Genomic DNA, 26,658 nt, shown 5'->3' with positions numbered 1-26,658 from the left:
TTGGTTACCTTTGAAAAGTAGGAAGTTCGAGCCGGCCGATCTGCTTGATCAGTCCAGCGGTTTCTTCATTCGCCTCGCTCCCGGACTCGCTCCGGTCGAGCAGGTGTTTCAGGCCTCGATTGGCGATCACCGCGGCCTGAGATTTCGAGAAGCCTGCCTCGCGCAGGAACCGCTCAAAATCGGGAAGGTCCGGCATGCCCCCATGGGCAATTCGAGCCTTGATTTCGTCGACTCGCGCTTCCTCGTTCGCAGGCGCCGTGACGATGGATATTTCCACCAGGTCGAGGCGCTTTAGCGTGCGGATACGCGTCTTTTCGTCGTAGCTGTCCTCACGGACGTAATAGCCAATCGACAGGCCGGTAATCGCGCGGGTCTTCATGCCGCGATACGCCGTCTTGGCGTAGGTAGCGTCATCCAGCCACAGTTGGCCAGTGCCGTGCAGCCCGTGAGAGTCTTCCTTCAACTGGTCGATATCCCAGTTCCCGATCGGCTCGCCGCTGCGGTGTTGCCAGAGAACCGGAAAGGTTCGACCCTTGCCCCGCGTCTGTTCGATGCTGTCCTTGAACGCCCCCGGCGCAACAACTTCGTTGTATGAATCGACAACGCCGAAGACTGAGCCGTAGCCAGAAAAAAGGCCATCATCTTGGACGGCCTTGACTTCATAATCGAATGAGCGAACCTGCATCGCGCCTGATTTACGTTTCATGGATTTTTTCCTCGTTGAGCCAATCGCGGATAGCGTCGCGCGCCTTGGCGGCAGATGTTGCCTGTCCGAGTTGCGCCAGCGGCGTCAGATTCGATTGCACCGTCAGAACGTCAGTGCCTTCCTTCCTCGGCAGGTTTTCCTTGCTGCGGATTTCCTCGCGCGTCATCCAACCGTTCTGACCCGCCGACGAGTACAGCGCCGCGCGGCCCACGCTGTCAGAGCGCATCAGACCCTCAACGACGTGCTCAACGTAGTAATCGGCTCGCTCGACGGGCTCAAGCAGGTCTTTGTTTATCTGCTGCTCGATGAGGGTCAGCCACGGCTGCAAAGAGAAAGTCAGGAACCCGAGTACCTGCTGTTCAAGGCCAGAGCCCCAGCTTGTGGAGTTGCCGGTATGGCCCACCATATGCGGCGGCACGCCGAACCACCGGCAGATTTCCTCTACACCGAACTCGCGGGTGGCCAAAAGCTCGGCGTCCTGCGGATTCATGGACAGCTGATGGAAGGAAGACCCCTTCTCTAGCACCATCACGCCGCCCTCCGCAGACACGCTCTTGACGTGCTGACGGACCTCTTCGCGCTGGCCAGGCTTCAGCACAGCGTCCATCGTCACCATTCCGGACGACTTCATGCCGTTCGCAAAGGTCTGGCCGGCCGCCTCCTCCGCCGCCATGGCATTGCCGAAGATCTGGCGGGCACACCCGATCACCGACAGGCCGATGAGGCCGTCCATGGTGAACGCCGGGATGTGCATCATGTGCCCTTCTTCTATCTCCCGGCGCCTGCCGTTCTTCGCGTCCGTGTACGCGTAGAAGAATGCGCCGTTCTCCCGCCGCTTCTTCTCAATCTGGCCCGGCATCAACGGCGTGAGCGCGACCAGGCGGCCGGCGGAGAGTGACTTTTCAACGTAGGCATTACCCCAGAGCAGTAGATGCGCCAGGATCACCTGCCGAAACACCGCCGCCGTCATATCGGCATTGGGCTGGCTGTGAAGCAGCCTATAGAGCACATGGTCTCTGGCGACTGCGCGACCACCATCACCCAGCCGGTGATAGATGTTTAGGGGCAACGTCGAGACCGTTCGCGAAAGTAGGTTTGCGCATGCCCACACGGTGGAAAGCTGCAGGGACGTGCTGACCGTCACGGCCTTTCCAGAATAGGATTCGGACCCGTAAAAGGAATTCCAGAACGTCCCATCTGTGAGCGAGATAGGGACGCCTAGCCACTTCAAGACTCTCGACTTCAAGCGCCCCGGAGGTTTGGTTTTAGTTTCGCTCATAGGTCTCAAGTAATAATTGGGTTGCTCAGGAAGTCGCCGAGGTCGTCGCCCTCATCCGTGGCCACCGCCAGGCCCATGGCCATCAGCAGCGCAGCCATATCGTCAATCTTGTCCGCAGAACGTTTTCGGTCCGGCGCCATGGACAGGTTCACATCGCGGCGCGCCACCAGATTCGAAGCGCACCACGCCAGAACCGGATCACCGCCATGAACCAACCTGCCGCCCACGTAGGCCAACTCAAGCGCCTGCATCGCAGGGTGGTAGCTTTTGGTGCCTTGCACGAACTGCACCATCGGCACGCTCGCCGCCACCAGACGGTTCACCAGGTCGGCCGCGTTCCAGGCGTCGTATGCGATCTGCTGCGGGTCGAAGCGCTGCACCGCGGCCAATATGTCGCGCTCGATAACCGCGTAGTCGGTCACGTCGCCGTCGGTCTGGAGCAAGTACCCAGCCTCCACCCAACCGGCATACGGCACTGTGGCGCGCTCGGTGCGCTGCTTCACCGCCTCGGACGGCACCCAGCGCCAGCCGTGCGTGTACCAGACACCATCGACAAGCCACAGCAGGCGGAACGCGGCGATGTCCGTGGTGCTGGCCAGGTCCAGGCCGCCCCAGCATGGGTAGCCCGCCAGCCAGTCCAGGTCGACAGCGCCCCCACACTTGGCCCACTTGGTCAGGTCCACCCAACCGCTGGCGGTCGATGCCGGCCGGTTGCACCGCTTGATGCGGAACTCCGCCAGTTTGGACGGCATTTGCTTGGCTTCGACGGCCTCCTTTCGGATCGCCGCCTTCAGGTGCGGATTGACGTCCAGTAGCGGATTCGCTTTGATCCACTTCGACTCGTCAAACTCATCGTCCTGCGTGATCTTCGCGGACTTGTCTTCGTTGTCCAGCGCGTAGAACAAGGCCAGAAAGTGGTCGGCCTGCGTGCCCAATACGCCGCGCAGCAGCGCGAACACGAAGGCGCGAATTTCGGCCCAAGGGCCGGCGTTCGTGTATCCCTCGGTGGTCGTGAACAGCCAGAGTGGGTTTGCCCGCGCGCCAGCGGCCGACTGCAGCACGTTCAACAGGTCGGCCGTCTTGTGCGCGTGGATCTCGTCCAGGCCAGTGTGGGACGGATTAAGACCGTCCTGCGTGCTGGCCTTGGCGTGAACGGCCTTGTAGCTGCTGCCCGTCTCGAAACGGCTGATGGACTTCGCCCATGTGGCCAGGCCGAAGGCTTCTGCCAGGTCAGGCGTTTTCTCCACCATGCGCTTCGACGCGCGGAAAATAATGCTGGCCTGGTCGAAGGTGGTGGCCGCGCTGATAACCTGCGCGCCCTCTTCCGGCTCGCAGCACAGGCAGTACAAGAGGATCGCCGAGGCGAGCGTACTCTTGGCGTTCTTTCGCGCCACCGCGAACAGCGCGGACGTAAAGCGCCGGGGATGGAATGTGTCGTCGTCGCCCCAGCCCTCGACCTTGATTGCGTCACGCCGGCGGAACCCGAACAACTGCACCACGAAAAAGACGTGGCTCGGGTGCATGACGATGGTGGGCGTTTCCCACTTGCCCTCTACGTGCGGCAGCTTTTCGATGAAGTCGCATGCATCATTCGCGTGCCACTCGTCGAAGAAGAACGGCGTTCCGCGACGCCGTGCCCGTTTCAGGTCGTCTAGGAATCGCTTCGCGGCGAGCCGAATCCAACGCCCATGCTTCTTGCGCCCCTTGTCGGCCACCGCCGCCTCCGCATACTTGGTGGCGATGCCGACATAGTCACGCGCTGCGACGCTTCCCATTGGTCTTGAACCTGTTGCCCGTCTGCTCCCCAGCGGCTGACCCCTTCACCTTCCCCTGAGCGACAGGAGTTAGGCCGAATTCGCCAACCAGGGCGCGGTACTGCGCGAGCATGTGACCGGTAGGGGTTTCGCCGGCCATCCATAGTTGCACCAGCTTCCCGTGCAACGCGCAGAGCATCGCCAGCGGCGACAAACTCGCCTCGGTCAGGAGGCGGTTCGAATGCAAGATGCGGGTGAGCCGGTCCCATTCGGCCTCGGCGTGCTTGTTCGGCAGCCATTCCGGCGCCTCCGGGACGTCCGAGACCAGCGGCATTTCAACGGCCGGGGCTTCGGGCGGAGCGTCACGGTCCGCACGCGAGGTGCCGGCCACAACTTTCAGCGCGACCGGCTTCTTCGGTGGGGCCATATCGCCTCCAAAAAACGCGTTTTTCTGATGTGACTGCGCAAAAAAAAGGCTGGGCGTCGGGTGTCCGGCAAAATCGGGGCAACTTTCGACCCTCCCCTCCCCTTTCTGTCACGATTTCGGGCTCGTTCTGCCCGTTCGTCGGCCCCTTGCGCTCTGGGCCTCGGCCTGGGTCTTCTCCGCGTGGCAGTGTCTGTTCACCGCGCGCAGGTTGCTGGGGTGGTCGTTCAGCCTCCCGGCCACATCCCGTGTGTTGTCGATGTGGTCGACCTCATGAGCGACACGCGGGAGCAACCGGGCGCGACAGGCCTCGCACTGACACAGCCCGCCGTCGCGCTCCATGATCTGATCGCGCAGCCGACGCCAGGGCCGACCGCCGCGGCCCTGGCCGTACGCGGGGGGCTCAGGCTCATGCCTGGCCGTCGACACCACCCGCTTAAGCTTTCCTGGACGGATCGGCATCTACGGACAGCAAACCACAGTTGCGCACCAGTACGATCTCGACCCGACCGTAACGGCGCTCCATCTTCACGTCAGTGCGCCGAGCATTGAGCACTGCCTGCCCGGCGGTGTCCACAGCAAAGGCCAGGACAAAGCCCCGTCGGGTATCGACGGTCACGCAACGCCGAACCTCCACCCCATCCAGAAGCACGCGCGGGCGCACCGAACGCGGGAGGCGCCGATAGGCACGATAGACAGCATCACCTGGCATCACAGATAGGCGCATATGGATTCCTTCGTTGAATAGGTGCCGGGTGCTACCTACTGCACACCGCCCGGCGCGACGACCCAACCCCCGCGCGCCATGCCCAGCGCGCGGTCCTCGGTAGCGGGAAGGTAGAGGAACGGTTGTGGCAACCGGCGGCTCACTTAGAACGGATCCCGGACAAATGAAAAAATCCGCCTACTTTCGTCAGGCGGATTCAGATCCATCATTGTGATTTAGGCGGGCAAAGCACTCAGCTTTCGCGTATCAGCCTAATCGTAATAGTTTGCTCGACCACACTCTCTGGCGCTGTCGGACCTTGCATTTGCCCTTCGGCCCCCGGACATTCACCCGACGCAAATTCCCCAATGGACATCGCGCTCATCTCAAGCGTGGCCCAATGGATGAGTACGTTTCGCTCTATCGCATCTGCCATCTCGCGCAGCCGATTTGCCAGGTCGTATCTGCTCATTTGCTGAATCAACATCGCGCCGCCTATCGATACATATGAAAAAACCTACCGTCAGGCAGACTGGCGGACGCCGCTCAGGAAGGCCGCACGTGCGCGTCGACCAAATAACGCCCATGATTTATGGCGGCATCTACCGCCATTACTGGGCTTGATACAAACCCTCCTGAGGCAAAAAGCGGTACGACTTGTGGTTCGTTCAACTCATGTTGATCCGAAACGGTACCCAATGCCACAGTTGCGGTAAAAGCGGGCCGACGACTGCCTCCCACCGATATGCGAGAGACACTAGCTGTCAGTCGATAACCTTTATAGACCATGTTGTTATGGAACATTAGTCCTCCCTGTCCGTTCATCAGTTCAGGACCGTTGTTCACAACGCGCGAATTTGCGTCGCATGCGGGCCCTTAGCCCCTTGCGCTGTGACGTAACTCACGCGTTGATTCTCGACCAAAACTTTGTGGCCATCGCCGCTCACGATTTCAGAGAAATGAGCAAATAGGTCCTTGCCGCCATCCTCTGGCATGATGAACCCAAAGCCCTTAGCATCATTGAACCACTTAACAATTCCGGTTTCCATTCTTCGACTCCTTACATAGCGGGCACCGCCCGAAAGGGAGCTAGTCAAGGAAAGGACTGCGAACAATGAAGCACCTTGAAGGGCGCAAGACCGGCCGGAAATCGCGATGCTCGAAAAGCCGCTTACTCACTATGGGTGCGCAATCTTCGAAAGTCAACCTACGTTTCCAAATAGCACCAAACTACGATTGAAGCCCTTGGCCAGGCAGGCCGATCTTGCATGGTGCAACACTTAGCCGAGTTTTATGTAACGACCTTCCATTGATCCAGTATGCAAGTGACAAGTCGCGTACCCTGCGCATTTGGCAATTGAACGCGCGTCACCTCGCCGTCTTGCCATTCGGGAGTACAAGTATGCATCGAGTACAACGCCAGCAGAATTCCCTCGTCCTGCTTAACCGGCAAAGGGCAACGTTCGCCCGATTGGCGGCCGGCACGTGAGGGCGATCAAAAGGTCCATTGCCAAATTCGCGCATGCCTTAATTAAGTCCCTTCCGTCGCCCGCTCCTCAAAGTGCGAAACGAGACCCGAGTATAAGAACGAAGCCAATCCATGCGGCCATTTCATTACCATGGCGCATCTACCGTATCTACGCTCGCCCAGGCCATCTGCTAATTCGAAACGAACAGGGTCAAGTACTTGATCTGGGGGTCATGAAGGGCCAAATTCCCAACCTCACCTATCGGCTTTTCATCGGTGGACTGAGAGGCGAGAACTTCGCGAATCGCACCCTATTGCTCGATGACGTAGCACGCCGCATCCAAGCTGGCGAAGTAGGCAACGAATTGCTTTCTCTTCCTCACTGGGAAAAAACACCTGGAGCAGATTTAGATCGTGGCACGCATGTGGACGTGTCCATGCGTGTTAAGCGTTGAAGCATGGGCTAGTTCACAGCCAGCGAGCAATGTAGAAAAGACGCAAGAAAAAACCCACCTGCTTTCGCTCGGCGGGTCAATCTGGTAATGCAACAACACGCCTGATAGCTACCTTCCAGCTTTGGCGTGACGATCCAAGCGTAATACTGCCGTTTCCACCCGCGATGCCGCGACCTCCACCTCGATAACTTTCATCGTGCCCATTTTCCGGTCAATGATATGCACGATCGCGCCGGATTCCATCGGCGCAGCGGCATCCTGCTCCTTCAATTGAGTCATGCGGCGATATAGCGTCCAAAGCGGGACATCGATTCCAAGCTTAGAAAGCTCCTGTCTCACTGTCGGCCCCCTTTGGTACTCGTGAGACCGAATGACACGATCTATCACTTTCCTATCCTTAGCTGGAAACTCGGAATACAACTGCCGATGCGCCATATCTCTGGCCCCCTTCCGCGTGACTTTCGCCAAGTGTAGCGAGAGTCCGCCCAGTACCCAATAGACTTTGCATCCTCAAATACCGGCGGGGGGACTGTTTGGTTAGCCCGCTCCCAGTTGACCAGAGTCAACCTCAAAGGCGCGTGCGGCCCCCTCCGAAATCTCGCGGCCTAGCACATCGTGCTTCCATCCACGCTTGGGGGGCCAAGGAACGCCCAACAACGTCAACTGCTTCCTGTTGTAGCCCCCATTAGGGGTCTGCCATCGCAACAGCCATTCATCAGTGACTTTCATTCAACAGGCCGAGAAGTGAAAAACCCGCCTGCTTTCGCGTGGCGGGTTCTTCATTGCGGGTGGTTTCTGCCCACGACACACGAACTATAAAGCTGCCGAAGCAATCCCGCAAGGCCCCCGCGCAACATTCGGCGCGCTTCGGATCAATCCACGCTTGCGCAGCGCCGGCAAGAGCAATGCCTTTGCTTCTTGATATGCCGCGTGTTGTTGCTCCGGCGTCAAACGCGGGTTGCTGAACACCTGCGCGCCTGCCCGCTTGTTCGCCGCGTGGATACCGATAGCCGCCCGCAGCTGCCAGCGTAGCGCATCGATGCACACTTCCACTTGTTCGCCTCGGGCCGCCTCAAGCTTTTCGTCCACTTCGTCCGCGCTGACGTGCGCGCCCGCCTCAGAAATGCCGCGGGCGTAGATGGACACGCGCCCTACTCCAAGATTGGGGCGATAGCCGGCAGTCCACCGATACCAGCCCATCACCAGGGATTCCACTTCGTCCGATTCTTCGCGCGTCATAACCTGCTCCTTGCCAAACCACACTGCCCCGAAGGGGTCGATTCGAATTTCTTTCCAGTTCACCCAGGCTCGCCGCCTGGCCCGCTGATCCTGATTCCGCTCCAGCACCTTGGCCGGGTCATCGCGCTCCCAACGCCGAAGCCACCCCATCAGTAGATCCCCGGCGTGAAAGTGACTTTCGGATCTAAATAGCTCAGGAGAACTGCCCGCGCCTCATCAAAGCTGCGGCACACCTCGACGCGGTACCCCGCCCCCTTGAGGTATCCGATCCAATCTTTCTGGGTCGTGCTGACCCTGCCGTCGGCGGTCTTCATTTCGATCCACAGCCCCGGGCATCCGAAGCGCGGCACGGGCAAGCAAAGATCCGGCACCCCGGCCTTGACGCCCTGTCCCTTCAGCTTTGCCGCCACTGCCGCATGGCGCTGGCCGCCGTTGGGAACATGGAAGAGTCGCGCGAGCTCCGGATATACGCCGGCCTGAAGGGTCGCCCACCTGATCACCTGGGCCTGGATGGTGTCTTCGCTCGGGCCACCGAGCTTCGCTGCACTGCTGGAACAGCGAGGCGAGCGCTTGGCGCCGGTATTCGGCCAGGGCTTCATGCGTGCGCCCCCCGGTGGCTGTCCCAGTCAAAGATGACCATGCGCCCGCCGCCTTCGCGCATCCGGTCAATGACGCGCTCGCCCAGCTCCGCCCCCAGCTTGTCCTTTGCCAAGTTGCTCAGCATGATGGTGGGCTTCATCGCGTTGTAGCGGTTGTTGATGACGTTCGTCAGGATCATCCGCTCGGTGTCGGACCCGTACTGGTTTCCGATCTCGTCCAGCACCAGAAGGTCGGGTGCCGTCAGCTTCTCCAACACGGCGGCCTCGGTGCTGGCCGCGTCCCGGCGATAGGTGCTTTTCACCGCCTGCATGGCGTCCAGCACCACGGCAAAGCGCGCGGAATACCCGGCCTCCAGCACCTGATGCATGATCCCCACGGCCAAATGCGTTTTTCCCGTTCCCGGAGTGCCGCAGAAGATCAGCCCGCGGCCTGCGGCCCGCGCAGTGGCGAAGCTATCGGCGTACTCGGTCGCCACACGCAGCGCGCGCCCCTGGCCTTCGTTCAAGGCGTCGTAGTTATCCAGCGTCTTGCCGTGATAGCGCAAGGGCACCTCGGCCTGGCGCATGATGGTCAGGCGGCTAGCTTCGGCCTCCAGGCGGAAGCGCTCGGCCTGCTGGCGCTTGGCATTGCACATCGTGCAGTCCGACCACCCTACCGGCGTCTTCATGGCGGTAAACACCCCATGCTCGGAGCAATGCCGCTCCTCCGTGGCGAAGTTAAAACCGGCCATCGTCGTCAACACCATGCCGGTAGTCCTGGCTGCTGAAGTTTCCATGGATCTTTGCTCCTTTCGCGGGGCGGCGCTGGTCCGCCCCTGGGGTTGTTGCCTTTGTCTGGTCACCGGCCAGCCAGTTAACGATGAATGCGGAGATGCCCCGGCGCGTCTTGCGGTTCGCCGGCTTGGCTGTGCACCAGACCCGCATCCGCTTCAACGCCCCCGGCACATCGACCTGAGGAAAAGCCGCGCTCCACTCCGCGAGCTGGACATCGGTGGGCAGAAACTCGGAGCCGTCTTGCAGCGGAAGCTGAACGACGGGAGGCGGAGCATTGCCGTCTTCGGCGCCAAGCAGCGCAAGCTGGTCGGCGCAAGAATCTGCGTCAGCAGATTTCTTTTGTTGGTTGTCTTTTGGAAGGTTGTCTTTTGTGTGTCCGAATTTCGGACTAGCGACCTGTCCGAGATTCGGACTAGTGGTAGTCTCGGATTCGTTCACCTGTCCGAGATTCGGACTAGTAGTTCCACTAGTCCGAGATTCGTTCACCTGTCCGGATTTCGGACTATCAAGCCACTGCGAATAGTCCTTATTGATGCCCACAATGGAGCCGTACTTGCCCGGCCGCTTGTGGATGACCCGCATCCCTGCAAGCTCATTCAGCGCCGTGGTGACGTGCTGGCGCTTCATGTCGCCCAGCAGCACCCCCAGCTGCGAGGCGGACAGGTCGTCTTCCTTCTTGTTGAAACCGTAGGTCTTGCGGATAAGCGCCAGCAACACGCGCAGCGTGGTCTGCTTGAACGGATGCGCAGTGATCGCCTCCAGCAGTTCGTTGGAAATCTGCGTGTGGCCTTCCTCAAGCTGGGGAGATTTCGGCGTCATCTTCAAGACTACGGCGCTCATGCCGCCTCCCCGTAAAGCTGCTGATACCCGCGCTCGGCTTCCTCCGGCCATTTGCCCATCGCAACGATCCGCAGCCGCGTAAGCCGCAAGCCCGGGATGAAATAGGACAGCTTCATTTCCATCGTGGCCTTGGAGTGGTCAATGAACCAATGGCACCCGCCGCAGCCGAAGGCGATAGCCCAGTCGTGGGCCTTGATGCCCTTCCCTTTGCCGTCCCGCAGGCGGTTGGAATGGCAGGCGACCGTGGTGTCCGTGCCACCCTGGCAGTACTTGGGCACGCGCAGCAGACATTCCTCGCCCTCAGCAAGAGCCAACAGCACCGGGTTCCGATACACGGTCTTGAGCGGCTTCTTGCTCTTCTTGCGCGCCTTCATGGAGGCGCGAGGCGGCGGCATCGGCTTGGCCCGCATCATCGGGGCCTTGGCCTTCAGCGGCGCGCCACGCTTCATCGGCGTCTTCTGGCGAAGTGGCGTCTTGCGTTGCAACGTCATGCCGCCCCCGCTTGCTTTCGAACACGCCACCATGCCGGCAGATGCCACGCATTCACGCGCCGCCTGATCAGGCCGGCTCGAACAGCATCAAACAGGAGAGAATCGACGGCACAGCGGGCGGCCACGCCCCGAGATGTGCTGAACCAGGGATCTACCGGCAACAACGCGGGTTCAACGATGGCTCGCAGCGCCCCCACATCCACACGGCGCGGCGTATCGATAATGGCCTGGCGGACCGCTTCCACCGCCTCCACCGGCACCCGGTAGCCCCGGAACATATGCAGGCAATCACCCATAGATGCCGCTCCACTCCAGGAACGGCTTGCGAATGGCCTCATGGAACATCCCGGCGGCCAGGGCGTGGTGGTCCAGCTGGGCACGGCTGGTTATGCCGCAAATGTCGCGCACGTACTGCGCTGCGTGCTGGCTCGGGGACACGCCCTCAGGGGCGGCGCCGATGCGGGAAACAACCCACCGCTGGAACTTCGCGCGGCTGCACATCATTGCAGCCGTGCGCGACAGCGCCGCCCCCTTACGCCCCGCGGACGCGCTACGCGCCCGCACCGGTACTCCGGATGTTCCACGGGTCAGCATTGCACCCTCGACACATTGCGAGCGCCGCGGAATGCGAGGACAGCCAACTCCATGAACAGCCCATACAGCTGACTGCGCTCATTGGCATCGATGTGGCCATCCGCCAAGGCCTCCAGCGTCGAAGCATTCAAGCCGCCGACCTTCGCGCCCGCCTGCATCACTTTTTCGAGCACGGCTTTCAACTCGTCCGGCCATCCACCCGCAGGCGGCGGGGGTACATCAAGGCAGGTCAGGCCATGCTCAACCGTCGCATAGGTCTGCGCCCAGCGATGCGCATATGCAGCACCTCCCGCCTTCTGAGACATCCATTCGGTCAGCAGATCGGCCATCTCGAATGTCATCGACTCGCCCTCTTGGCCGTTCAGCTTGGCGCGTAGGGTTTCGTAGTGAATGCTCTTGCCACGACGCTCCGTCAGGAACGACGCAGCCTCCTTCACGCCCCCGGGCGTACTGCGGACATCGTTGTAGAGAACATCAAGCCAGTTGTGGGAGGGGTGGCGGCAGGTCATTGGGTCTTACCTTGGAATCTGGAAATAACAGGGTTTCGCTCCTGCCGCGCAGTCCCTAAGATGCGCAGCATGGAAAACATCCTTCAAACATCGAGCGGGCCAATCTGGACCCTGTCGTCCGGCTCAGCCGGCGCTGCGGGTGGCTCAACGTCGGTGGGCGCTTCGTGGGGAACGTTGAAGAACCAGCGCGCCTCTTCCGGCGCCGGACGGTGCAAGGCAAGGCGGGCACCGAACGTCATGGGGGCTGCGTTACGCATGGGAGGTGCCCTCCCTTTGGCCCCGCGCCAGTTCAGGCCACACGGTTTCCCAATCGTCGGGGCGGAGTTGGGATCGAGAGACACGTCCGCCTAGTGACGCCTCGATGCGAGCGCAGTAGACCGGATCAATCTCCTTGTCTCGCGTCAACCAGTTGCCGATCTGCTGCGGTAACGCGTCGATCATTCGAGCCAGAGCCGCCTTGGAACCCGCAAGCTCGATTGCTTCGGCGAGCGCCGGGCGGTGCTTGAATTGAATAGAGGTCATAGATCCATCGTTCGACGTAAGTGATTTGCCCGATGGTAAACGAACGTTTACCAAATGGTCAACTTACGTTGATGGAATTTATAAACCAATGTTGATAAGGTGCGCCCCATGGCAATGGGCAAGAACATCCGCTTTCTCCGACTCGCAAAGGGCCTCACGCATGACGCCCTTGGAGAACTCGCGGGCACCAGCGGGCAAACCATCGATCAGCTGGAGAAGCGAGACAGCAAAAAGTCGAGCTATGCAGCGGCGATCGCACGCGCTTTCGGCCTGTCTGTGGAAGAACTTCAAGTAGTGGAGCTGAGCAGCTTGGACGCCGCTCATCAACTACTAGGAGATTCTGCTAGGCGCGCCTATTCCACTTCCGCGCCGACAGACCACGGCAAACATTTAGTGGCGGAGCCGGCCCCCGAGTACATCGGGCGGGCATCTCCTGGACGATTGATTCCGGTAGTAGGTATGGCACAGCTCGGAGAGAACGGCTTTTACGAAGAACTCGCATACCCTGCGGGGCACGGCGACGGGTACATCCTCCACGCGTCGACTGATCCAGACGCCTATGTCCTTCGCGTGAGAGGCGACAGCATGAAACCGGCGATTCGCAATGGTTGGTATGTAGTTGTCGAGCCCAATGCGGATATCGAACCTGGCGAATACGTTGCCCTTCAGCTCGCCGACGGCCGGAAAATGGTCAAGGAGCTACTAGTCCAACGCCGCGGCGGCGACATCGAAGTCTTGTCGGTCAATGGCGAAGTGCGCATGAGCCTTCATGCTGGCCAGGTGGAGAAGATCCACGCGATAGGCGCCATCGTGCCGCCCAGCAAAGTGCGCACACACTGAAAGCTAGATCACTCGCAACGCAGCCACCCGAGGGGGTGGCTTTTTTTTCCCTCAAAACCAACAATTGTTGACCAAACAAAAACTAGTGTTTACTATTTCATCAACGTTTGTTTACCGCTCTTTAAAAACCAGTCAGACCCCACCGCCGCCCCATACCGGGGCCGCGCGCGGGCGCGCCCAGTTCCACGTAGGTGGCGCGAAACAGCAACCGGGCGTCAGCGCAGCAGCCAATGCAAGCGGAACGCTTAGAGGGGAGACAGGCCGGATAGACGGCAGAGAAACGCCTGGTACTCGACCAGGCGGTTTCGGCCAGCGCTGCGAGTCAGCGCTTACCGAAGCCAACCTGTAGGGAAAGGGGCGATTTCGCTGCCTGGCTGAGGCTCCGAGGAGCCGCTAATCGCGGAGCTAAGACGCAACAAGCACGATGATTTCGGGCCCGTTTTGTCCCTGTTGAATATTCAGTGAGTAAGCACATGTCTCTTCCTCGCCAAGCCCGTTTCGGAATCTAATCGAAAAAGGATGTGTACCAATATGCTGATTGTCGAAATATAAGTCGAATTGTTGGTCGGCATCGCGCTTAAGAATTGGGAACGATTTCGCGGCTAGGGCAGGCACCTTGTCAGGCCCAATGAACACCACATCGGTAGCGGCATATCCAAGATTTGACATGGTGAATTTAGCTGTTGACGTCCCCTGCATTCTTCTGACGACTGTTGCTGTAAGCCGAATGTCTGCCATTCGGTCTCGCCGGTGCCGCTCGTTTTCTGATGCCCTGGCCTCGCGCTCGGCTGCAAGCTGCTTCTCGGCCGTTGTTACGAGCTTACTTTGCTGTTCGACCGAGTTTCTTAGTTCCTGGGCCTGCAAGTTCAGGGCATTGGCGCTGTTCCTGAGTTCCTCACCTTGTTGAAAGTATCCCAAAATCAACCACAGCAGCGCCAAGGGGCCGACAACTCCGGCCAAAAAGTCACCCACTTCATTGGGCTTCATTTCTGAGAACTTGTCCCATTGCCCCCATCCCAGCAAGGCTGCTGTTATGAGATAGACCAGGGTAATGACTATGCCGATAAGCGTGAGTTTCTTGCTCATATATCCCTCCAAGTGAGCGGATTCTAGTTAGAGCAGTCCGACCTAGCAATTCACAACAGCATCTCCTTATACCTCGCGTGCGGGTTACCGGGCGGCGCTGTCCTGATTCCCCTTTCCCTTCCCGGAGAAATCCATGCTCAAGTTCTTTGAAGACCTGTTCGATATCGTCCTGTCCATCATCAACGTGCTGGACCGCAACGGCGACCTTTAAGACCTCCCCACCCTGCCCCGCTCGTCGGGCCGGCTTCGGAGAGCAGGCCGGCGCCGCTACGTCACCGGCGCAAAAGTGACTTTCCAACGTGAAGCGATGATCGGGCCTCCGGCCTGCTCTCCGAAGCCCACAACCACACACCGTGCAGAACGCTCGGTTAGGTCAAATACACCTACTCGGGCGGCTCGCCTCAAGGCTGATGATGCGGGCGCCGTTGCGGGGATAGCGTCCATGCTGGTAGTCACCCGACACGACCACATCTACAAATCCAGTTTCCCGCAATGCGAGAGCCAACTCCTCGACACCCCACCAGCGCAAATGGAATAGGTCAAGCTCTGTCGACAGTAACGCCCCATCCCGCCAGTGTTCGTAGCGCAGATGATCAAGGGTTGTTTGTTTGATGTAATCAATCTCGGCCCGATGACTGGTCAGCGTCAGCAAGTCGCTGCCATCCACCACCCAACTGCGCACGGAGCTCGCCTCTCCAATGAGGCTCTCGATGGAATCAATATCTACGATCAGCCTGCCACCGGGCAGTAGATGATCCCAAAACCGCTTGAGCACGGCCATTGCCGAAGCGGTCTCTGTAATCAACTGCAGCGACCCGGCCGGCATGACAATGCATGCGAAGCGTCGACCGTAGCTAAATTGTTCGAATGTTTGACAGGTCAGCGCGGGAGCAAGACCTCTACTTAGGCACTCCTGCCTACAGTGGTCGAGCATGTCTTGCGACGCGTCGAAACCTTCAATCGCTAGCCCCATCTCAAGCATCGGTATGAAGATCCGGCCATTGCCGACCGCAGGTTCCAAGATCGGGCCATCACATCCAGTCAGGCGCTGCCGATAAAATTCCAGATCGCCGAATGAGTGGCCAATGGGCTTATCTAGGTGGTAGATCCAGGAAGCGAGTTTTCCGTACCTATTTGGCATTTCTTCTCCATGTCAAGATAAGTAGGCTACCTTACGTGACTTGGACAGGAATACAAACTTGGCGGCAGAAGACAACGTCTTACATGGAAGCGAGAACGGTGGGTCAAGCTTCGTTGAACCACTATCGAATTTCCAAACGGATGCCGATGAGAATGCAAAAAAAGCGACCTCCACCAAGAAGTGCTGGAGCAGAAAGCCCCTTCAACCTTTCAGCAAGCCGCTTCGATTCAAAAGCGGGCAACGGGGCATCGGCCCAATGCAACCTGTTGCCCACAAAACCAAAGGGCCGGATCCACTGTTTCAATGGATCCAGCCCCTGTACCGCAAGCAGCTTGCCTTAGGGCAAGCTGCCGAATTAAATCGCTTTGATCATCGTCGCCGTGGGGCCTTTTTGCCCTTGACCGGCCACGAAGGAGACGCGCTGGTTCTCTTCCAGAGATTTGTGGCCATCACCCTGAATTTCAGAGAAATGGGCGAAGAGGTCTTTGCCACCCAGCTCCGGCATGATAAAGCCGAAGCCCTTGTCGTTGTTAAACCACTTCACGATACCAGTTTCAATCTTCAATGTAAGTCCTAGATTTGCAGGGAAAATGTTCCCGCGGCCACTATCAATGATTAGCCGCAACAAAGATATAGCTGTTACGAATTAACACACTCCCTGAATCCCATTCTTCGTGGCTTCAGAGAGCGGGCCGGCGCTGCGACGTCACCGGCGCTGAAAGTGACTTTCAGGAATTCACCGGCTACCGGCCCGCTCCCCGAAGCCCACCCACCACCGCGCACACCGCGCAAATCTCCATGCCCTCAACTATCCCCGCCATCTGGTGGGGCCTGGCGCTGCTCGCCCTCGCGGCCGTGGTGCTGGTCCCCATCGGCAACTACTTCACCCGCCGCTATGTCGCGGCCGATCCCTGGAGCCCCACATGAACACCATCAGCGCAAGCGCGCCCCCGGTGCGCATCCGCCCCCTGCACGCCATCGCAAAGGTTGGCCGCAAGCTGGGCAACTTGATCGCGCCACGCGACCACGCCGGCCGCGGCAACTGGAGCAAGGACGCGGATATCCCGTGGTGGGCATGGCCTGGCGCTCTCGTATTCGCCGCGTTCCTTCTGTTCGGCCCACAGGCCCTGGGTTGGCTGCTTCGCTTCGTTCTATGAGCAGCAACGCCTCTCACTGCAAACTGAAAATTCAGTGTGAGCATCCCACGGCGTTGGGGACGAATAATGCTTATAGAACCGCCAACGATTGGAAGTCCAACGGGTCAGTCCCTTCGAACGTTTCCGGATGGACAAAGACGGCGCGAAACGTCGCTTGGTCCTGACGATGTTCCCATGCATCCCTGACCCCCTCCAGCTTCACTGCACATTTAAAGGCTTCTAGGCAGCGATACCAAGTGGGGGCTGGATCGATCTCTTGCTCTCTGCGAAACCATTGCTGGCAATCGCGTAAACACCGACCAATCGACTGCTGTAGCGCCACGATTTGAACAGCGACACCCGGAGGGAGATCACGGGCCAACAGACTGCGCAATGCGTACTGCGCATCATCTAATCTAGCTGGCGATTTCTCAAATCGATCCAAATTGGGGAGTTTCGCAACGTAGTTTTGAAACTCCAGCAATGCCTCGAGAGCGTCGATCACGATTGCCCGGATCGACTCCATCTGCATTTCCAATTGCCGCGTTGCCTCAGCTTCCCGTAGGCGTTTGCTTTCCGCCCTCTCTGCATCGCGTTCCTGACGTTCCGCTTCGAACTGGTCCCGAGTGGTTCTGTATGTCCACCAGATTGCTAGGACGGTGCCGAAAGCCTGAATGAAGCCAGCCCAAGCGGCCCAATCTGGCGGGTTATCAGGCCAATTGATCGCGAGCAAAGCCAAGAAGACGATGGCCCCAATCACCAACACAGCGGTGCCACATCGAATTTCAGTTTTCTCCATTGCTGCCTCTCACATTTGGATCGGCGCAATCGTATCCCAACCATTCCAAGGTGTCAGCCGACCCACTAGGCCAGCCGGCGCCCCTCGCTCACTCATTTCAATCTAAACAGACCATGGCAAAAAAATCGAAAGATGTTTACGGCGCGGACGGTCAAAGCAACCTACTCAACTTCGATCCGGCCAAGCTCACCCTCGTCACCGACGAATCCAGCCCGCTCTATGACCCGCGCGTGCATCTACCGGTGGACGAGGCACTGGCCCGCAATATCGACTATCAGGGCGTGCTGGAACCCATCGGCGTATCCAAGAACCCGGAAACTGGTGAAACCGAAGTTGTTTTCGGACGCCAGCGCGTCAAGTCCACCCTTCTGGCCAATCAGTGGCGCGTGGAGCGTGGCGTATCCCCGAGGCTGATACCCGGCGTGGTCTACACGGGCAAGCGCCACGATGCCCTGGATGCCATCGCCAGCGAGAACGAAGCCCGCACCGCCGACAGCCCGCTGGGCCGCGCCGAGAAAATGCGCCGCCACTTGGCCCTTGGAAAGGGCGAGGATCAAATCGCTGTCATCTACAACTGCACCCTCACCACGGTTCGCGACACCCTAGCCCTCCTGGATAGCCCCAAGGCCGTGCAGACCGCTGTCGAAGCCGGGCAGATCACGCTGACGCACGCCAAGGCCCTGGCGAGGCTCAACCCCGAGGAGCAGCGCGCCAAGGTGGCCGAACTCGTCGAGGCCGGCAAAGACGCCAGGCCCCACGAACGCAGCCGCAAGCAGGCTGCCGTCATGGGCGAGCGCCCCCGCGTGAAGTCCCGCAAGCAGATCCTGGCCGCCCTGGACCAGGCCCAAGGCGATTACGCCGCCGCCCTTCGCTGGGTGCTGGGCGACGAACAAGGAGCCACCGCATGAGCGCCCTTACCGAAAACGAATTCCTGCGCGACGTGGCCGACCACGTCATGGAAGTCATGTGGGATGAAGGCGTGTACCGCCACATCCGATTCCGCGAGCCCGGCACGATGTGCATGCACTTCGATCTGATCACCTGGCCGGGATACCTCTGCTACACGGGCGACATGGGCACCTATGTGTTTACGCGCCTGGCTGACATGTTCGAGTTCTTCCGCACAGATCGAGAATATGCGCAGCGCGGCCGCCGACTGGCGGTCAATCTGTCGTACTGGTCCGAGAAGCTTGAGGCCGTCAACGGCAGTCGGCGCGGCGGCGCTGCCGAAGAATTCGACCCGGCAAATTTCCGCAGGGTCATAGAAGAGTATCGGCTGAACTGGATCCGAGGCGATGCGCGCAGGCTGTTGACCAAGGATGAACGGCGCGAACTCTGGGAGGCTGTAGACAGCGAAGTCCTGGATAGGATCGACGAGGGGGAGCATTACGCTTGCACCGCTGCAAACGACTTCAATTGGACCCCGTCCCGCTATACCCAGGGCCCTGGCCGTACCTGGTTCTTTGACGATCTCTGGGAACACAACTTCAACGACTACACGCGCCGGTTCCGGTGGTGCTGCTTCGCCCTTGCCTGGGGCATTGAACTCTACGACCGCAGCAAAGAGGAAGTCACAGCATGAGCGCCCCCGAATCCCAAACCAGCGCCGATCAGGCGCTCAGCAGTTTCATGGGCGCAGCCATCGGAGCCCCTGATAGCGATTTCGCGCCCAACCAGCCCACCACCGATGAAAAGCAGATCGCACGCTGGAAGCGCGATAGCGAACTGCTCGACGCCATCCAGAGCGCATGCTGGGACGTCCGCTTCATCAGCCACTCCAACGGGGACGACTACAGCATCGGCATCGAGATCGTGTCGCACTTCATGCAGCGGCCCCGCCAACGCGTGATTGGCGAAAACTGGAATGAAAACCTGCGCGCCGCCCTCGAACAGGCGATGACCGCCGAAGCTTACCCGCCTGCCCGCCCCGAGCGCCCCGCTCAAGCTGCTGGCGATGCGCGGATGCTGGAATTCGTGCGCGAGGTTGCGCAGCAAAAGCCCGAGAAGCCGGACTACTGGAGCAGTTGTGGCCAGTGCGAGTCGAACAGCCGACAAGCTGACGATCTGCTGGATGAGATTGCAGCCTCTCAGCAGCAGGAGGGGTGAAACATGGACGTTGCCGTCTTGTTCGCCCGCCAGGACAGCACCTACAAGACGCTGCCCGGCGTGGACGTGTATGACGCTGACCGGGACGCCAGGACGTTTCAGGGCGGCATGCCGGTAGTCGCGCACCCACCGTGCCGCGCATGGGGCCGCCTATCGCATATGGCTAAGCCACGACCCGACGAGAAAGATCTTGCCCGATGGGCCGTAGCACAACTGCGCCAGTATGGCGGCGTGCTGGAACACCCGAACGGTTCCAAGCTGTGGGCAGACCAGCAGTTGCCAGCGCCTGGAGCCCCGGCCGATCAGTACGGCGGCTGGACACTGGGAATATCGCAGCACTGGTGGGGCCACCGCGCAGAGAAGAAGACCCTGCTGTACATCGTCGGATGCCGACCCAGCGATATCCCCGATTTGCCTCCCATCTCCCTGGGCTCTGGCACCCACGTGATTGCCCAGGACACCCGCAAGGGCAACGGCGGCCGTCGCCTCCAAAGGGGCGATCTGGGATGGCGCCCTTTTGTCACCCATGCCGAGCGCGAGCATACCCCCCCCCAATTGGCCGCGTGGCTCGTAGAGCTGGCGCGCCGGTGCCACACAGAGAAAAGGAAAGCCGCATGAGCACCAACACCACCGCCGCCCAGGCTGGGCAAGACGATATCACCGCGCGACTGCGCGAGAACGCGGACCTTGACGCCGCAGAAGACGGAAACCCGGCTGTCATTCGCATGGAGCGGGAAGCCGCCGACGAAATCGACAGGCTGCGCGCCCTGCTGTCCAAGCTGCGCGCCCCTGTAGCCTCAGCCGAGGTCATGGATGCGCTGAACTGGGTGGACGACTTCATAGCCCGCTGCAATCGCGATGATCGCGGGTCGTGCGAGTCGGTCAACGTCCTACGTCGCGCCCTGGCAAGCGCCCCTGTAGCCGATGAGCCGGCGTTCTATATCAACCCCATGATCATTGATGCCGAAACCGGCAAGATTGCGCGGGACGTTTCCAGAGCGATCACCTGGGATAGCAAGGAAGGGCGCGCCTGGTCTTTGCCGGTGTACCTCACGCCACGGCCGGCAAGCGTCCCTGTAGCCGGGGAGGCGCAGGCGGTGGCCCTGGTCGAAGTGTCTGTGCCACACCTGCGCTCTATCTCCGTCAAGCTCATTCCGGCCGCATCAATGCCGAATGTTGGTGATCTGCTCTATGCCGTGCCCCAGGCCAGCGAGGCGGCCGCCGCCGTGCGAACGCTGACCCGGAGGGGCTACACCTGGCAAGGCGGGAAAGAGTGGAAGCCGCCGCTAGGCGATAGCAGGGCCACCATGGCGCGGCTGGACGCGAGCGAGGCGGTGCGCGACGCGGCACTGGAGGAAGCGGCGGGCCTGGTCGGCGGCCACTGCTGGAGCTACGCCCGGTCCGACGTATCCGAACTGATCGCCCGCCACATCCGCGCCCTCAAGTCCCTGTCCGCGCAACCGGGCGCGCAGAAGGATAGCCAATGAACTACTACCTCGATACCGAGTTCGACGGATTCGGCGGTCCGCTGCTGTCCCTTGCGCTGGTGCGGGAGGATGGGGCCTCCTTGTACTTGATCTACCAGGGCCACGCCGCGCAACAACCCTGGGTTCGTGAGAACGTCCTGCCGATCATGCGCGCTGTCCCGTTGCCCGTCTCGGCGGTCAACTGCCACCACCACGGCGGCGCATACCGCATCGCCGAGTTCCTGCATGGTGATCCGTCGCCTCACATCAACACCGATTGGCCGGACGACGTGCGCTACTTCTGCCAGGCCATCATCACCGCTCCGGGTCAGATGGTGGCTATCCCACACCTGTCGTTTGAGATCCACCGCGTGGACTCCTACCCGACAACGTTGGATGGGGCGATCCAGCACAACGCATGGTGGGACGCAATGGCGCTGCGGCACATCTTGGCCCGCCCCGACAACAAGGACGGAGGCGCAAATGAGTGAAGCGACGATCTTGGACCCCTGCTGCGGCGGTCGCATGATGTGGTTTGACCGGCAGGACCAGCGCGCGCTGTTCGGCGATATCCGCAGCGAGGAACACACGCTGTGCGACGGCCGAGCCTTCAGCATCACACCGGACCTGAACATGGATTTCCGCGCCATGCCGTTCCCGGACGAGTCGTTCCGGCTGGTGGCGTTCGACCCGCCGCACCTTCGGCATGCCGGACGCGATTCCTGGCTGCGCGCCAAGTACGGCATCCTGGGCGATGACTGGCAGGAGGATCTGCGGCGGGGCTTCGCGGAGTGCTTCCGCGTCCTGAAGCCTGAAGGCGTCCTGATTTTCAAGTGGAACGCCATCCAGATCCGCACGCCGCAGATTCTGGCGCTGACGCCGCACAAGCCTCTGTTCGGGCATCCCAGCGGCAAGCGCGCGGACACGCACTGGATGACGTTCATGAAACCGAGCGCCACCGACAACAAGGAGCAGCCATGAGCATATGGAAAGCCATCGCCGGAACGCTGATCGTCGCCTTGGCATTCGGCCTCGTTCTTGAACACGCCCCACCACAGCAGCGGCAAATGCTCATGTGTGCGGTAACGCCAAATTGCGTCTATGTGATGGGAGTAACGCAAAAGTGACTGATGCAATCCAGCGCCTGCTGGACACCACAAAGAAGCACTGGAGGCTTTATGAGCTTGGCCTTTGACGCAATGACGTTCGCCCGGAAGGTTCACAAGGACCAGCGGCGAAAGTACACCAATAACCCGTACACGGATCATCTGGCGGAAGTCGCCGGAATCGTAGCAACGGTAGTGGAATGGCAGATTATTCACCCAGAAGTCATGATCGCCACTGCTTGGCTACACGACTGCATGGAGGATCAGGGCGTCACCACAGTTGGCCTGTGGGACCACCTTGGAATCAATAGCGACTACTCGATGACCGAAGTGGAAGCAGTGGTGCGCGGCGTCTGGTTCCTGTCCGACCTGGAACAAGGTAACCGCACCGAACGCAAGCGCCTATCCCGCGACCGCTTATCGGGCGCTCCTGGATGGGTTCAAACCATCAAGGCCGCCGACCTCATCAGCAACACCAGCAGCATCGTCCAGCATGACCCAAAGTTTGCCGTGACCTACCTGGAGGAAAAGCGCCTTCTCCTGGATGTACTGACGAAGGCCGACCCCCGGCTACTACAGATAGCCCGGAAGCAGATTCAACAGCCCGCCTAGCGCGGGCTTCGTTTTGGAGGCGATATGCTCACGCTTTCCCAAGAGGAACTGATCGAACTTACCGGGAAGGCCAGGAAAGCTGGGCAGATCGAAGCCCTCAAGTTCCTTGCTATCCCATTCAAAATCCGCCCTGATGGAACCCCTGTGGTTCTTCGGGCCGCTATGGAGGCAGCACTAGGCCATGCGACCAAGAACCAAGGATCGGCATCTCCCAGCCTGCGTTTACCAGAAGCACGGGGCGTTCTGGTACGTCAAGGGCGGTAAATGGCGCAAGATCGGCACCGATCTGCAAAGCGCTTTGATGGAATATGCGCGGATTGTCTCAGTGCCAAAGGAAGGTCTGCCGGCGCTCATTGATGCCGCGCTTCCCCATCTGATCAAAGATGTCTCCCCTGCAACTGAACGGCTTTACCGCCCCGCAGCTGCCACCCTCAAGAACGTCTTCGCGAATTTCCACCCAGACCAGGTCAAGCACGGCCATGTAGTTGAGATGATGGATGCCTATTCGCATCAGTATGGCCGCGCCAATAGGCTGCTGACCGTTCTCAATCTGACCTTCCAGTGGGCATTGGACCGTGGGAAGGTTGAGAGCAACCCATGCGTTAGCGTAAAGCGATTCACCACTCGGTCTCGTGATCGCCTGCTCAGCCATGAGGAATACGATGCGATTCACAAGGCATCTCAACCGTGGATGCAGTGCATCATGGACATTTGCTATCTCACCGCACAGCGCATCGGCGATGTCTTGGAGATAGAAGAGGAGCACATCCTTGAACGCGGCATCTACTTCCAGCAGCAGAAGACCGGTAAGCAGCTGATTGTTGGCTGGACACCTGAACTCGCGGCGGCGGTCGAACGAGCCCGTGAAGTCGTGCGTAACAAGCGCTACTTGCTGGGGTCCCGCGACGACAAGCCACGAGCGCATACCAATGTGTGGCGAGAATTCAAGCGCGCAGCTGCAAAGGCCAAAGTTCCTGACGCTACCCTTCACGACATTCGGGCTATGGCGGGCACCCACGCGGACGCCCAAGGCGTAGATCCGATGGCGCTCCTGGGCCATTCTGATCGTCGGACTACCGAAATTTATCTGCGTGACAAGCGCGTGAAAGTGGTCAAGGGGCCATCAAAAGACAAGGCATAGTATTAGACGTCTAATTGAACGGCGACCCTACATCAAGCATTTACGGGCGTCTCCGGGCATGTCGTCGTATCAGTCATTCTCTTTCATCTCCAACGCAAGGTGTTGATAAAACAGAACTTCAGCCGGATTGATTGCGTCCGGCGCTCGTGGCGGGCCGGATCGTGGAAATCATGGAGCTGTCAGCGATGGTAGACGGCTTCGCATGATTTGCCATACTGGTTTTCCATGCAGTGTCCGCAAGGGTCTGGCAGCCGCGGCGTGCAGGCTTTATGCAGCAGTTATGATGCAGCCCATTCCCATCGCATTCATCAGGTATCCCGCATGGCCGCCCTCATCCGCCCCACCCTCGCCGTCCTGCTGCTTTCCGCGGCCTGCGCCAGCGCGCCCGCGTTCGCGGACGACTGCGTCGCGCAGGTCCAGGCCGAGCAGACGCGCATCGATCGGGCGCAAGACGTGCAGCGCACGCGCGAGGCGGCCAATGATCTGCAGCTGAATCGCACGCTGTGCCAGGGCCGGCTGGACCTGCTGGATGCCCGGTTCTCGCTGGCCGACGACTTCGAGGCCTGCCGCCGCAAGGGCGTGGAGTTTCCGGAAAAGATGGCGCGGGCCCTGGGCGATGCGTCCGACAAGCTGACGGACGAAAAGGCCGCATGGATCAGGACCTGCGGCCCCCACATGAAGGATTGAGCGGCCCGCCGGGCGGCGGGCGCAAGGCTCAGGCGGCCTGCTGTTCGGCGCTGTGCGGGAAGAAGATGGCACGGCTGGGATCGAAGCCGTAGCGGTCCTCGAACTCGGTCGCGTCGGCGGCCAGCGCCAGGACCGAATCCAGGATGAAATCGGCCTTCTCGTCCGGCAGCAGCACGCTGAAGTTCAGCCGGATGAAGCCCGGCTTTTCCATCTCGCGGCCGTCCAGGATGGCCTGGCGCATCTGCAGCGATTCGTCCGCGCCGATGTCCAGCAGGCGATGCACATAGGGCCCCGCGCAGGCGCAGCCGCCGCGCGCCTGGATGCCGAAGCGGTCGCTCAGCATGCGCGTCACCAACTGCTGGTGCACATAGCCGCCGCGGCCGTTGCGCACGCGGAAGGAAAAGATCGGCAGGCGGCTCGCCGTCAGCGAACCCAGCAGTTCCAGCTGCGCCGCGCCCTGCCATCTGGCCAGCGCGCGCCGCACGAAGTGTTCGTTGCGCTGGCGCATGAAATCGGCGCCCAGGGCCTCCTTCACCAGCAGCACCAGCGCAGCGCGAATATCGCCCACCACGTTCGGCGTGCCCGCTTCCTCGCGCGCTTCCAGGCTGCCGCTGTAGTCATGTCCGACGGGCGACACGAAACGGACCGTGCCGCCGCCCGGCCAGGTCGGCTTGGTGTCCAGCACCGCGTCGCGGCGCACGATCAGCACGCCCGAAGCGCCCGGGCCGCCGATGAACTTGTGCGGCGAAAAAACAATGGCGTCGATGGCCGCGTCGGCGGCCGGCGACATCTGCATCGGCAGGTAAGGCGCGCCGCCGGCATAGTCCCACAGCATCTTCGCGCCCGCGGCCTTGACCCGGCGCGTCACTTGCGCCACGTCCGCGACGATGCCCGTCACGTTGGAAGCCGCCGACAACGCGCAGATGACCAGCGCGCCTTCCCCGGCCTGCAATGCCGCGTCCAACTGCGTCAGCTCCGGTCCGCCTGCGGCGCTTTCGGCCAGCTCGACGATCTCCGCGCCGCATTCGCGCCAAGGCAGGATGTTCGAATGGTGTTCATAAGGCCCGATGATCACGCGGACCTTGCGGCCCGCGGCAATGGCCTCGCGCACGCCGAACAGGTGCACCAGCCGGTTGATCCCCGCCGTCGCGCCCGAACCCGCAAAGATCACCGCATGCTTGTCGCCCGCGCCGCAGCAGCGCGCAATCGCCGCGCGCGCCTCGCGCCGCAACCGCGTGATGAAGCCGCCGCAATAGGAGGCCTCGGTATGCGAGTTGGCGTAGTAAGGCAGCACCTGTTCCAGCACGAAACGCTCCACCTGCATCAGCGCGCGGCCCGAAGCGACGTAGTCCGCATAGACCAGCGGCTTGATGCCATAGGGGCCGTCGACCACGGCGTCCTTGCCGATCAGGCCGTCGGCCAGCGCCGCGGCGACGTCATCCGTCTTCAGGCTTGCTTGGAACTGCTGCAACGGCGTGGCCTTGGCGGGCGCCGTTTTGGTGGGGGTATTCATGTCAGGGATATTCCTAAGTACAGCGGAATATCATACGATGGAAGGAAAGTTGAAACATCACCTAAATTTTGCCGAAAAACCTCATATTTGGGTCATTTGATCTTTTATATGGAAAAAATAGACAAATTTGATCTGAATATCATCTCCTGCCTGCAAAAGGACGGCGCGCTGTCGCAACGCGAACTGGCCGATCGCGTCGGCCTGTCGCAAAACGCCTGCTGGCGCAGGCTGCAGCGCCTGAACGCCTGCGGCATCATTCGCGGCACGCGGGCCGAGGTCAATCTGGTCGAACTGGGGCTGGACCTGACGGTCTTCGTGATGATCCGCACCAGCCACCACGCCAAGGCCTGGGCCGACGGCTTTCGCCAGCACGTGGAACGCCTGCCCGAGGTGACGGAGTTCTACCGCATCGGCGGGGACTGGGACTACCTGATCAAGGTGGTCTGCCGCGGCATGGCCGGCTACGACCGCTTCTATCAAAAACTCATCACCGATTTCGAACTGTCCACGGTGACGGGGTTCTTCAGCATGGAAGCCATCATCGAGAACCGCCCGCCGGATCTGGGGGGGCTGGAGGGATAAGCGTGTTCCCGCATGCGCGGACCACGCCCACGCGTACATGACAAAACCGGGACTCCGGAACGATCGAATTTGTAATTGCGGCG

General features: G+C 60.5%; 39 protein-coding genes. 17 read left to right on the top strand and 22 right to left on the bottom strand.

Annotated elements, in window-relative coordinates; translation table 11 throughout:
* Positions 1-4: 4 nt before the first annotated feature.
* The 7 genes from HWY37_RS06730 to HWY37_RS06700 form a co-directional block, all read right to left on the bottom strand.
* A complete protein-coding gene (locus HWY37_RS06730; protein WP_175209109.1) occupies positions 5-706 on the bottom strand; it encodes an HK97 family phage prohead protease in 702 nt (233 codons plus the stop codon).
* Positions 696-1,850, bottom strand: coding sequence for a phage portal protein (locus HWY37_RS06725; RefSeq protein ID WP_246302212.1), 1,155 nt, complete (start codon positions 1,848-1,850; stop codon positions 696-698). Before HWY37_RS06725 ends, HWY37_RS06730 begins: the two co-directional genes overlap by 11 nt.
* 140 nt (positions 1,851-1,990) lie before the next feature.
* Positions 1,991-3,760 (bottom strand): terminase large subunit, encoded by a 1,770-nt coding sequence (locus HWY37_RS06720; RefSeq protein ID WP_175209107.1) that lies wholly within the window; start codon positions 3,758-3,760, stop codon positions 1,991-1,993.
* Complete coding sequence (locus HWY37_RS06715; protein ID WP_175209106.1) at positions 3,738-4,166, bottom strand: hypothetical protein; 429 nt, start codon at positions 4,164-4,166, stop codon at positions 3,738-3,740. The genes HWY37_RS06720 and HWY37_RS06715 overlap by 23 nt, the downstream gene beginning before the upstream one ends.
* A gap of 108 nt (positions 4,167-4,274) precedes the next feature.
* On the bottom strand, positions 4,275-4,505 hold the full coding sequence (locus HWY37_RS34865) for an HNH endonuclease signature motif containing protein (RefSeq protein WP_217706382.1): 231 nt from the start codon (positions 4,503-4,505) through the stop codon (positions 4,275-4,277).
* Between the two features lie 94 nt (positions 4,506-4,599).
* A complete protein-coding gene (locus tag HWY37_RS06705) occupies positions 4,600-4,890 on the bottom strand; it encodes a hypothetical protein (protein WP_175209104.1) in 291 nt (96 codons plus the stop codon).
* Positions 4,891-5,711: 821 nt separating this feature from the next.
* Complete coding sequence (locus HWY37_RS06700) at positions 5,712-5,918, bottom strand: cold-shock protein (RefSeq protein ID WP_054453614.1); 207 nt, start codon at positions 5,916-5,918, stop codon at positions 5,712-5,714.
* 436 nt (positions 5,919-6,354) lie between these two features.
* Between HWY37_RS06700 and HWY37_RS06695 the strand changes: the two genes are divergently transcribed.
* Positions 6,355-6,792 (top strand): hypothetical protein, encoded by a 438-nt coding sequence (locus HWY37_RS06695; protein WP_175209103.1) that lies wholly within the window; start codon positions 6,355-6,357, stop codon positions 6,790-6,792.
* Between the two features lie 108 nt (positions 6,793-6,900).
* Here HWY37_RS06695 and HWY37_RS06690 read toward each other — a convergent pair whose 3' ends face one another.
* The 10 genes from HWY37_RS06690 to HWY37_RS06645 form a co-directional block, all read right to left on the bottom strand.
* A complete protein-coding gene (locus tag HWY37_RS06690; RefSeq protein WP_175209102.1) occupies positions 6,901-7,071 on the bottom strand; it encodes a hypothetical protein in 171 nt (56 codons plus the stop codon).
* Positions 7,072-7,605: 534 nt separating this feature from the next.
* Positions 7,606-8,094 carry a hypothetical protein gene (locus tag HWY37_RS06685; RefSeq protein WP_246302210.1) on the bottom strand — a complete coding sequence of 163 codons (489 nt, stop codon included), beginning with the start codon at positions 8,092-8,094 and terminating at the stop codon, positions 7,606-7,608.
* Positions 8,095-8,180: 86 nt separating this feature from the next.
* On the bottom strand, positions 8,181-8,630 hold the full coding sequence (locus HWY37_RS06680) for a VRR-NUC domain-containing protein (RefSeq protein WP_176088194.1): 450 nt from the start codon (positions 8,628-8,630) through the stop codon (positions 8,181-8,183).
* On the bottom strand, positions 8,627-9,376 hold the full coding sequence (locus tag HWY37_RS06675) for an ATP-binding protein (protein ID WP_176088193.1): 750 nt from the start codon (positions 9,374-9,376) through the stop codon (positions 8,627-8,629). The genes HWY37_RS06680 and HWY37_RS06675 overlap by 4 nt, the downstream gene beginning before the upstream one ends.
* Positions 9,348-10,244 (bottom strand): replication protein, encoded by an 897-nt coding sequence (locus tag HWY37_RS06670; protein ID WP_176088192.1) that lies wholly within the window; start codon positions 10,242-10,244, stop codon positions 9,348-9,350. The genes HWY37_RS06675 and HWY37_RS06670 overlap by 29 nt, the downstream gene beginning before the upstream one ends.
* Positions 10,241-10,735, bottom strand: a complete 495-nt coding sequence (locus HWY37_RS06665) for a nuclease domain-containing protein (RefSeq protein WP_176088191.1) — start codon at positions 10,733-10,735, stop codon at positions 10,241-10,243. Before HWY37_RS06665 ends, HWY37_RS06670 begins: the two co-directional genes overlap by 4 nt.
* On the bottom strand, positions 10,732-11,031 hold the full coding sequence (locus HWY37_RS06660; protein WP_175209097.1) for a hypothetical protein: 300 nt from the start codon (positions 11,029-11,031) through the stop codon (positions 10,732-10,734). The genes HWY37_RS06665 and HWY37_RS06660 overlap by 4 nt, the downstream gene beginning before the upstream one ends.
* A complete protein-coding gene (locus HWY37_RS06655) occupies positions 11,024-11,329 on the bottom strand; it encodes a hypothetical protein (protein WP_176088190.1) in 306 nt (101 codons plus the stop codon). Before HWY37_RS06655 ends, HWY37_RS06660 begins: the two co-directional genes overlap by 8 nt.
* Positions 11,323-11,838, bottom strand: coding sequence for a phage regulatory CII family protein (locus HWY37_RS06650; protein ID WP_175209095.1), 516 nt, complete (start codon positions 11,836-11,838; stop codon positions 11,323-11,325). The genes HWY37_RS06655 and HWY37_RS06650 overlap by 7 nt, the downstream gene beginning before the upstream one ends.
* A gap of 249 nt (positions 11,839-12,087) precedes the next feature.
* Positions 12,088-12,360 carry a transcriptional regulator gene (locus HWY37_RS06645; protein WP_175209094.1) on the bottom strand — a complete coding sequence of 91 codons (273 nt, stop codon included), beginning with the start codon at positions 12,358-12,360 and terminating at the stop codon, positions 12,088-12,090.
* A gap of 108 nt (positions 12,361-12,468) precedes the next feature.
* Here HWY37_RS06645 and HWY37_RS06640 point away from each other — a divergent pair, with 108 nt between their 5' ends.
* The gene (locus HWY37_RS06640) at positions 12,469-13,200 is read left to right on the top strand and encodes an XRE family transcriptional regulator (protein ID WP_175209093.1); all 732 of its coding nucleotides are present in this window, start codon (positions 12,469-12,471) and stop codon (positions 13,198-13,200) included.
* A 405-nt stretch (positions 13,201-13,605) separates the two neighbouring features.
* Here the strand turns inward: HWY37_RS06640 and HWY37_RS06635 are convergent, their stop codons facing one another.
* The 3 genes from HWY37_RS06635 to HWY37_RS06625 all read right to left on the bottom strand — a co-directional run bounded on the left by HWY37_RS06635 (position 13,606) and on the right by HWY37_RS06625 (position 15,992).
* Positions 13,606-14,286, bottom strand: coding sequence for a hypothetical protein (locus HWY37_RS06635; RefSeq protein ID WP_176088189.1), 681 nt, complete (start codon positions 14,284-14,286; stop codon positions 13,606-13,608).
* Between the two features lie 373 nt (positions 14,287-14,659).
* Positions 14,660-15,427 carry a methyltransferase domain-containing protein gene (locus HWY37_RS06630; protein WP_176088188.1) on the bottom strand — a complete coding sequence of 256 codons (768 nt, stop codon included), beginning with the start codon at positions 15,425-15,427 and terminating at the stop codon, positions 14,660-14,662.
* A 355-nt stretch (positions 15,428-15,782) separates the two neighbouring features.
* On the bottom strand, positions 15,783-15,992 hold the full coding sequence (locus tag HWY37_RS06625; RefSeq protein ID WP_054451283.1) for a cold-shock protein: 210 nt from the start codon (positions 15,990-15,992) through the stop codon (positions 15,783-15,785).
* 233 nt (positions 15,993-16,225) lie between these two features.
* Here HWY37_RS06625 and HWY37_RS34750 point away from each other — a divergent pair, with 233 nt between their 5' ends.
* Together HWY37_RS34750 and HWY37_RS06620 are read left to right on the top strand one after the other, a co-directional pair.
* Positions 16,226-16,354 (top strand): hypothetical protein, encoded by a 129-nt coding sequence (locus HWY37_RS34750; protein WP_281372044.1) that lies wholly within the window; start codon positions 16,226-16,228, stop codon positions 16,352-16,354.
* The gene (locus HWY37_RS06620) at positions 16,351-16,584 is read left to right on the top strand and encodes a hypothetical protein (RefSeq protein WP_176088187.1); all 234 of its coding nucleotides are present in this window, start codon (positions 16,351-16,353) and stop codon (positions 16,582-16,584) included. The genes HWY37_RS34750 and HWY37_RS06620 overlap by 4 nt, the downstream gene beginning before the upstream one ends.
* Positions 16,585-16,654: 70 nt before the next feature.
* Here HWY37_RS06620 and HWY37_RS06615 read toward each other — a convergent pair whose 3' ends face one another.
* Positions 16,655-17,362 carry a hypothetical protein gene (locus HWY37_RS06615; protein WP_176088186.1) on the bottom strand — a complete coding sequence of 236 codons (708 nt, stop codon included), beginning with the start codon at positions 17,360-17,362 and terminating at the stop codon, positions 16,655-16,657.
* A 113-nt stretch (positions 17,363-17,475) separates the two neighbouring features.
* Between HWY37_RS06615 and HWY37_RS06610 the strand changes: the two genes are divergently transcribed.
* The 12 genes from HWY37_RS06610 (at position 17,476) to HWY37_RS06555 (ending at position 24,480) form a co-directional block, all read left to right on the top strand.
* The gene (locus tag HWY37_RS06610; protein ID WP_176088185.1) at positions 17,476-18,270 is read left to right on the top strand and encodes a ParB/RepB/Spo0J family partition protein; all 795 of its coding nucleotides are present in this window, start codon (positions 17,476-17,478) and stop codon (positions 18,268-18,270) included.
* Positions 18,267-18,944: a hypothetical protein gene (locus tag HWY37_RS06605; RefSeq protein ID WP_176088184.1), complete on the top strand. Its 678-nt coding sequence runs from the start codon at positions 18,267-18,269 to the stop codon at positions 18,942-18,944. Before HWY37_RS06610 ends, HWY37_RS06605 begins: the two co-directional genes overlap by 4 nt.
* Entirely contained in the window at positions 18,941-19,468 is a 528-nt protein-coding gene (locus tag HWY37_RS06600) for a hypothetical protein (RefSeq protein WP_176088183.1), read from the top strand. The genes HWY37_RS06605 and HWY37_RS06600 overlap by 4 nt, the downstream gene beginning before the upstream one ends.
* 3 nt (positions 19,469-19,471) lie before the next feature.
* Positions 19,472-20,086 carry a hypothetical protein gene (locus HWY37_RS06595; protein WP_176088182.1) on the top strand — a complete coding sequence of 205 codons (615 nt, stop codon included), beginning with the start codon at positions 19,472-19,474 and terminating at the stop codon, positions 20,084-20,086.
* Entirely contained in the window at positions 20,083-20,955 is an 873-nt protein-coding gene (locus tag HWY37_RS06590; protein ID WP_176088181.1) for a hypothetical protein, read from the top strand. The genes HWY37_RS06595 and HWY37_RS06590 overlap by 4 nt, the downstream gene beginning before the upstream one ends.
* Positions 20,952-21,425, top strand: coding sequence for a hypothetical protein (locus tag HWY37_RS06585; protein WP_175209079.1), 474 nt, complete (start codon positions 20,952-20,954; stop codon positions 21,423-21,425). Before HWY37_RS06590 ends, HWY37_RS06585 begins: the two co-directional genes overlap by 4 nt.
* Before the next feature lie 37 nt (positions 21,426-21,462).
* On the top strand, positions 21,463-21,915 hold the full coding sequence (locus HWY37_RS06580) for a class I SAM-dependent methyltransferase (protein ID WP_246302235.1): 453 nt from the start codon (positions 21,463-21,465) through the stop codon (positions 21,913-21,915).
* On the top strand, positions 21,912-22,061 hold the full coding sequence (locus HWY37_RS06575) for a hypothetical protein (protein ID WP_175209077.1): 150 nt from the start codon (positions 21,912-21,914) through the stop codon (positions 22,059-22,061). The genes HWY37_RS06580 and HWY37_RS06575 overlap by 4 nt, the downstream gene beginning before the upstream one ends.
* A gap of 51 nt (positions 22,062-22,112) precedes the next feature.
* Positions 22,113-22,652: an HD domain-containing protein gene (locus tag HWY37_RS06570; protein WP_175209076.1), complete on the top strand. Its 540-nt coding sequence runs from the start codon at positions 22,113-22,115 to the stop codon at positions 22,650-22,652.
* A gap of 24 nt (positions 22,653-22,676) precedes the next feature.
* On the top strand, positions 22,677-22,916 hold the full coding sequence (locus HWY37_RS34860; RefSeq protein ID WP_175209075.1) for a DUF4224 domain-containing protein: 240 nt from the start codon (positions 22,677-22,679) through the stop codon (positions 22,914-22,916).
* Entirely contained in the window at positions 22,834-23,793 is a 960-nt protein-coding gene (locus tag HWY37_RS06560; protein ID WP_175209074.1) for a tyrosine-type recombinase/integrase, read from the top strand. The genes HWY37_RS34860 and HWY37_RS06560 overlap by 83 nt, the downstream gene beginning before the upstream one ends.
* A 321-nt stretch (positions 23,794-24,114) precedes the next feature.
* Entirely contained in the window at positions 24,115-24,480 is a 366-nt protein-coding gene (locus HWY37_RS06555; RefSeq protein ID WP_175209073.1) for a hypothetical protein, read from the top strand.
* A 28-nt stretch (positions 24,481-24,508) separates the two neighbouring features.
* Here the strand turns inward: HWY37_RS06555 and HWY37_RS06550 are convergent, their stop codons facing one another.
* Positions 24,509-25,993, bottom strand: a complete 1,485-nt coding sequence (locus tag HWY37_RS06550) for an aminotransferase class V-fold PLP-dependent enzyme (protein ID WP_176088180.1) — start codon at positions 25,991-25,993, stop codon at positions 24,509-24,511.
* 108 nt (positions 25,994-26,101) lie between these two features.
* On the opposite strand from HWY37_RS06550, the gene HWY37_RS06545 reads away from it, so the two are divergent.
* Entirely contained in the window at positions 26,102-26,575 is a 474-nt protein-coding gene (locus HWY37_RS06545) for an Lrp/AsnC family transcriptional regulator (protein WP_054452588.1), read from the top strand.
* Positions 26,576-26,658 lie beyond the last annotated feature (83 nt).

This window comes from Achromobacter anxifer, from assembly GCF_903652925.1.
Lineage (GTDB): Bacteria > Pseudomonadota > Gammaproteobacteria > Burkholderiales > Burkholderiaceae_B > Achromobacter > Achromobacter anxifer.
The sequence above is the reverse complement of the archived record's forward strand: the minus strand, read 5'-3'. Positions and strand labels throughout refer to the sequence as shown.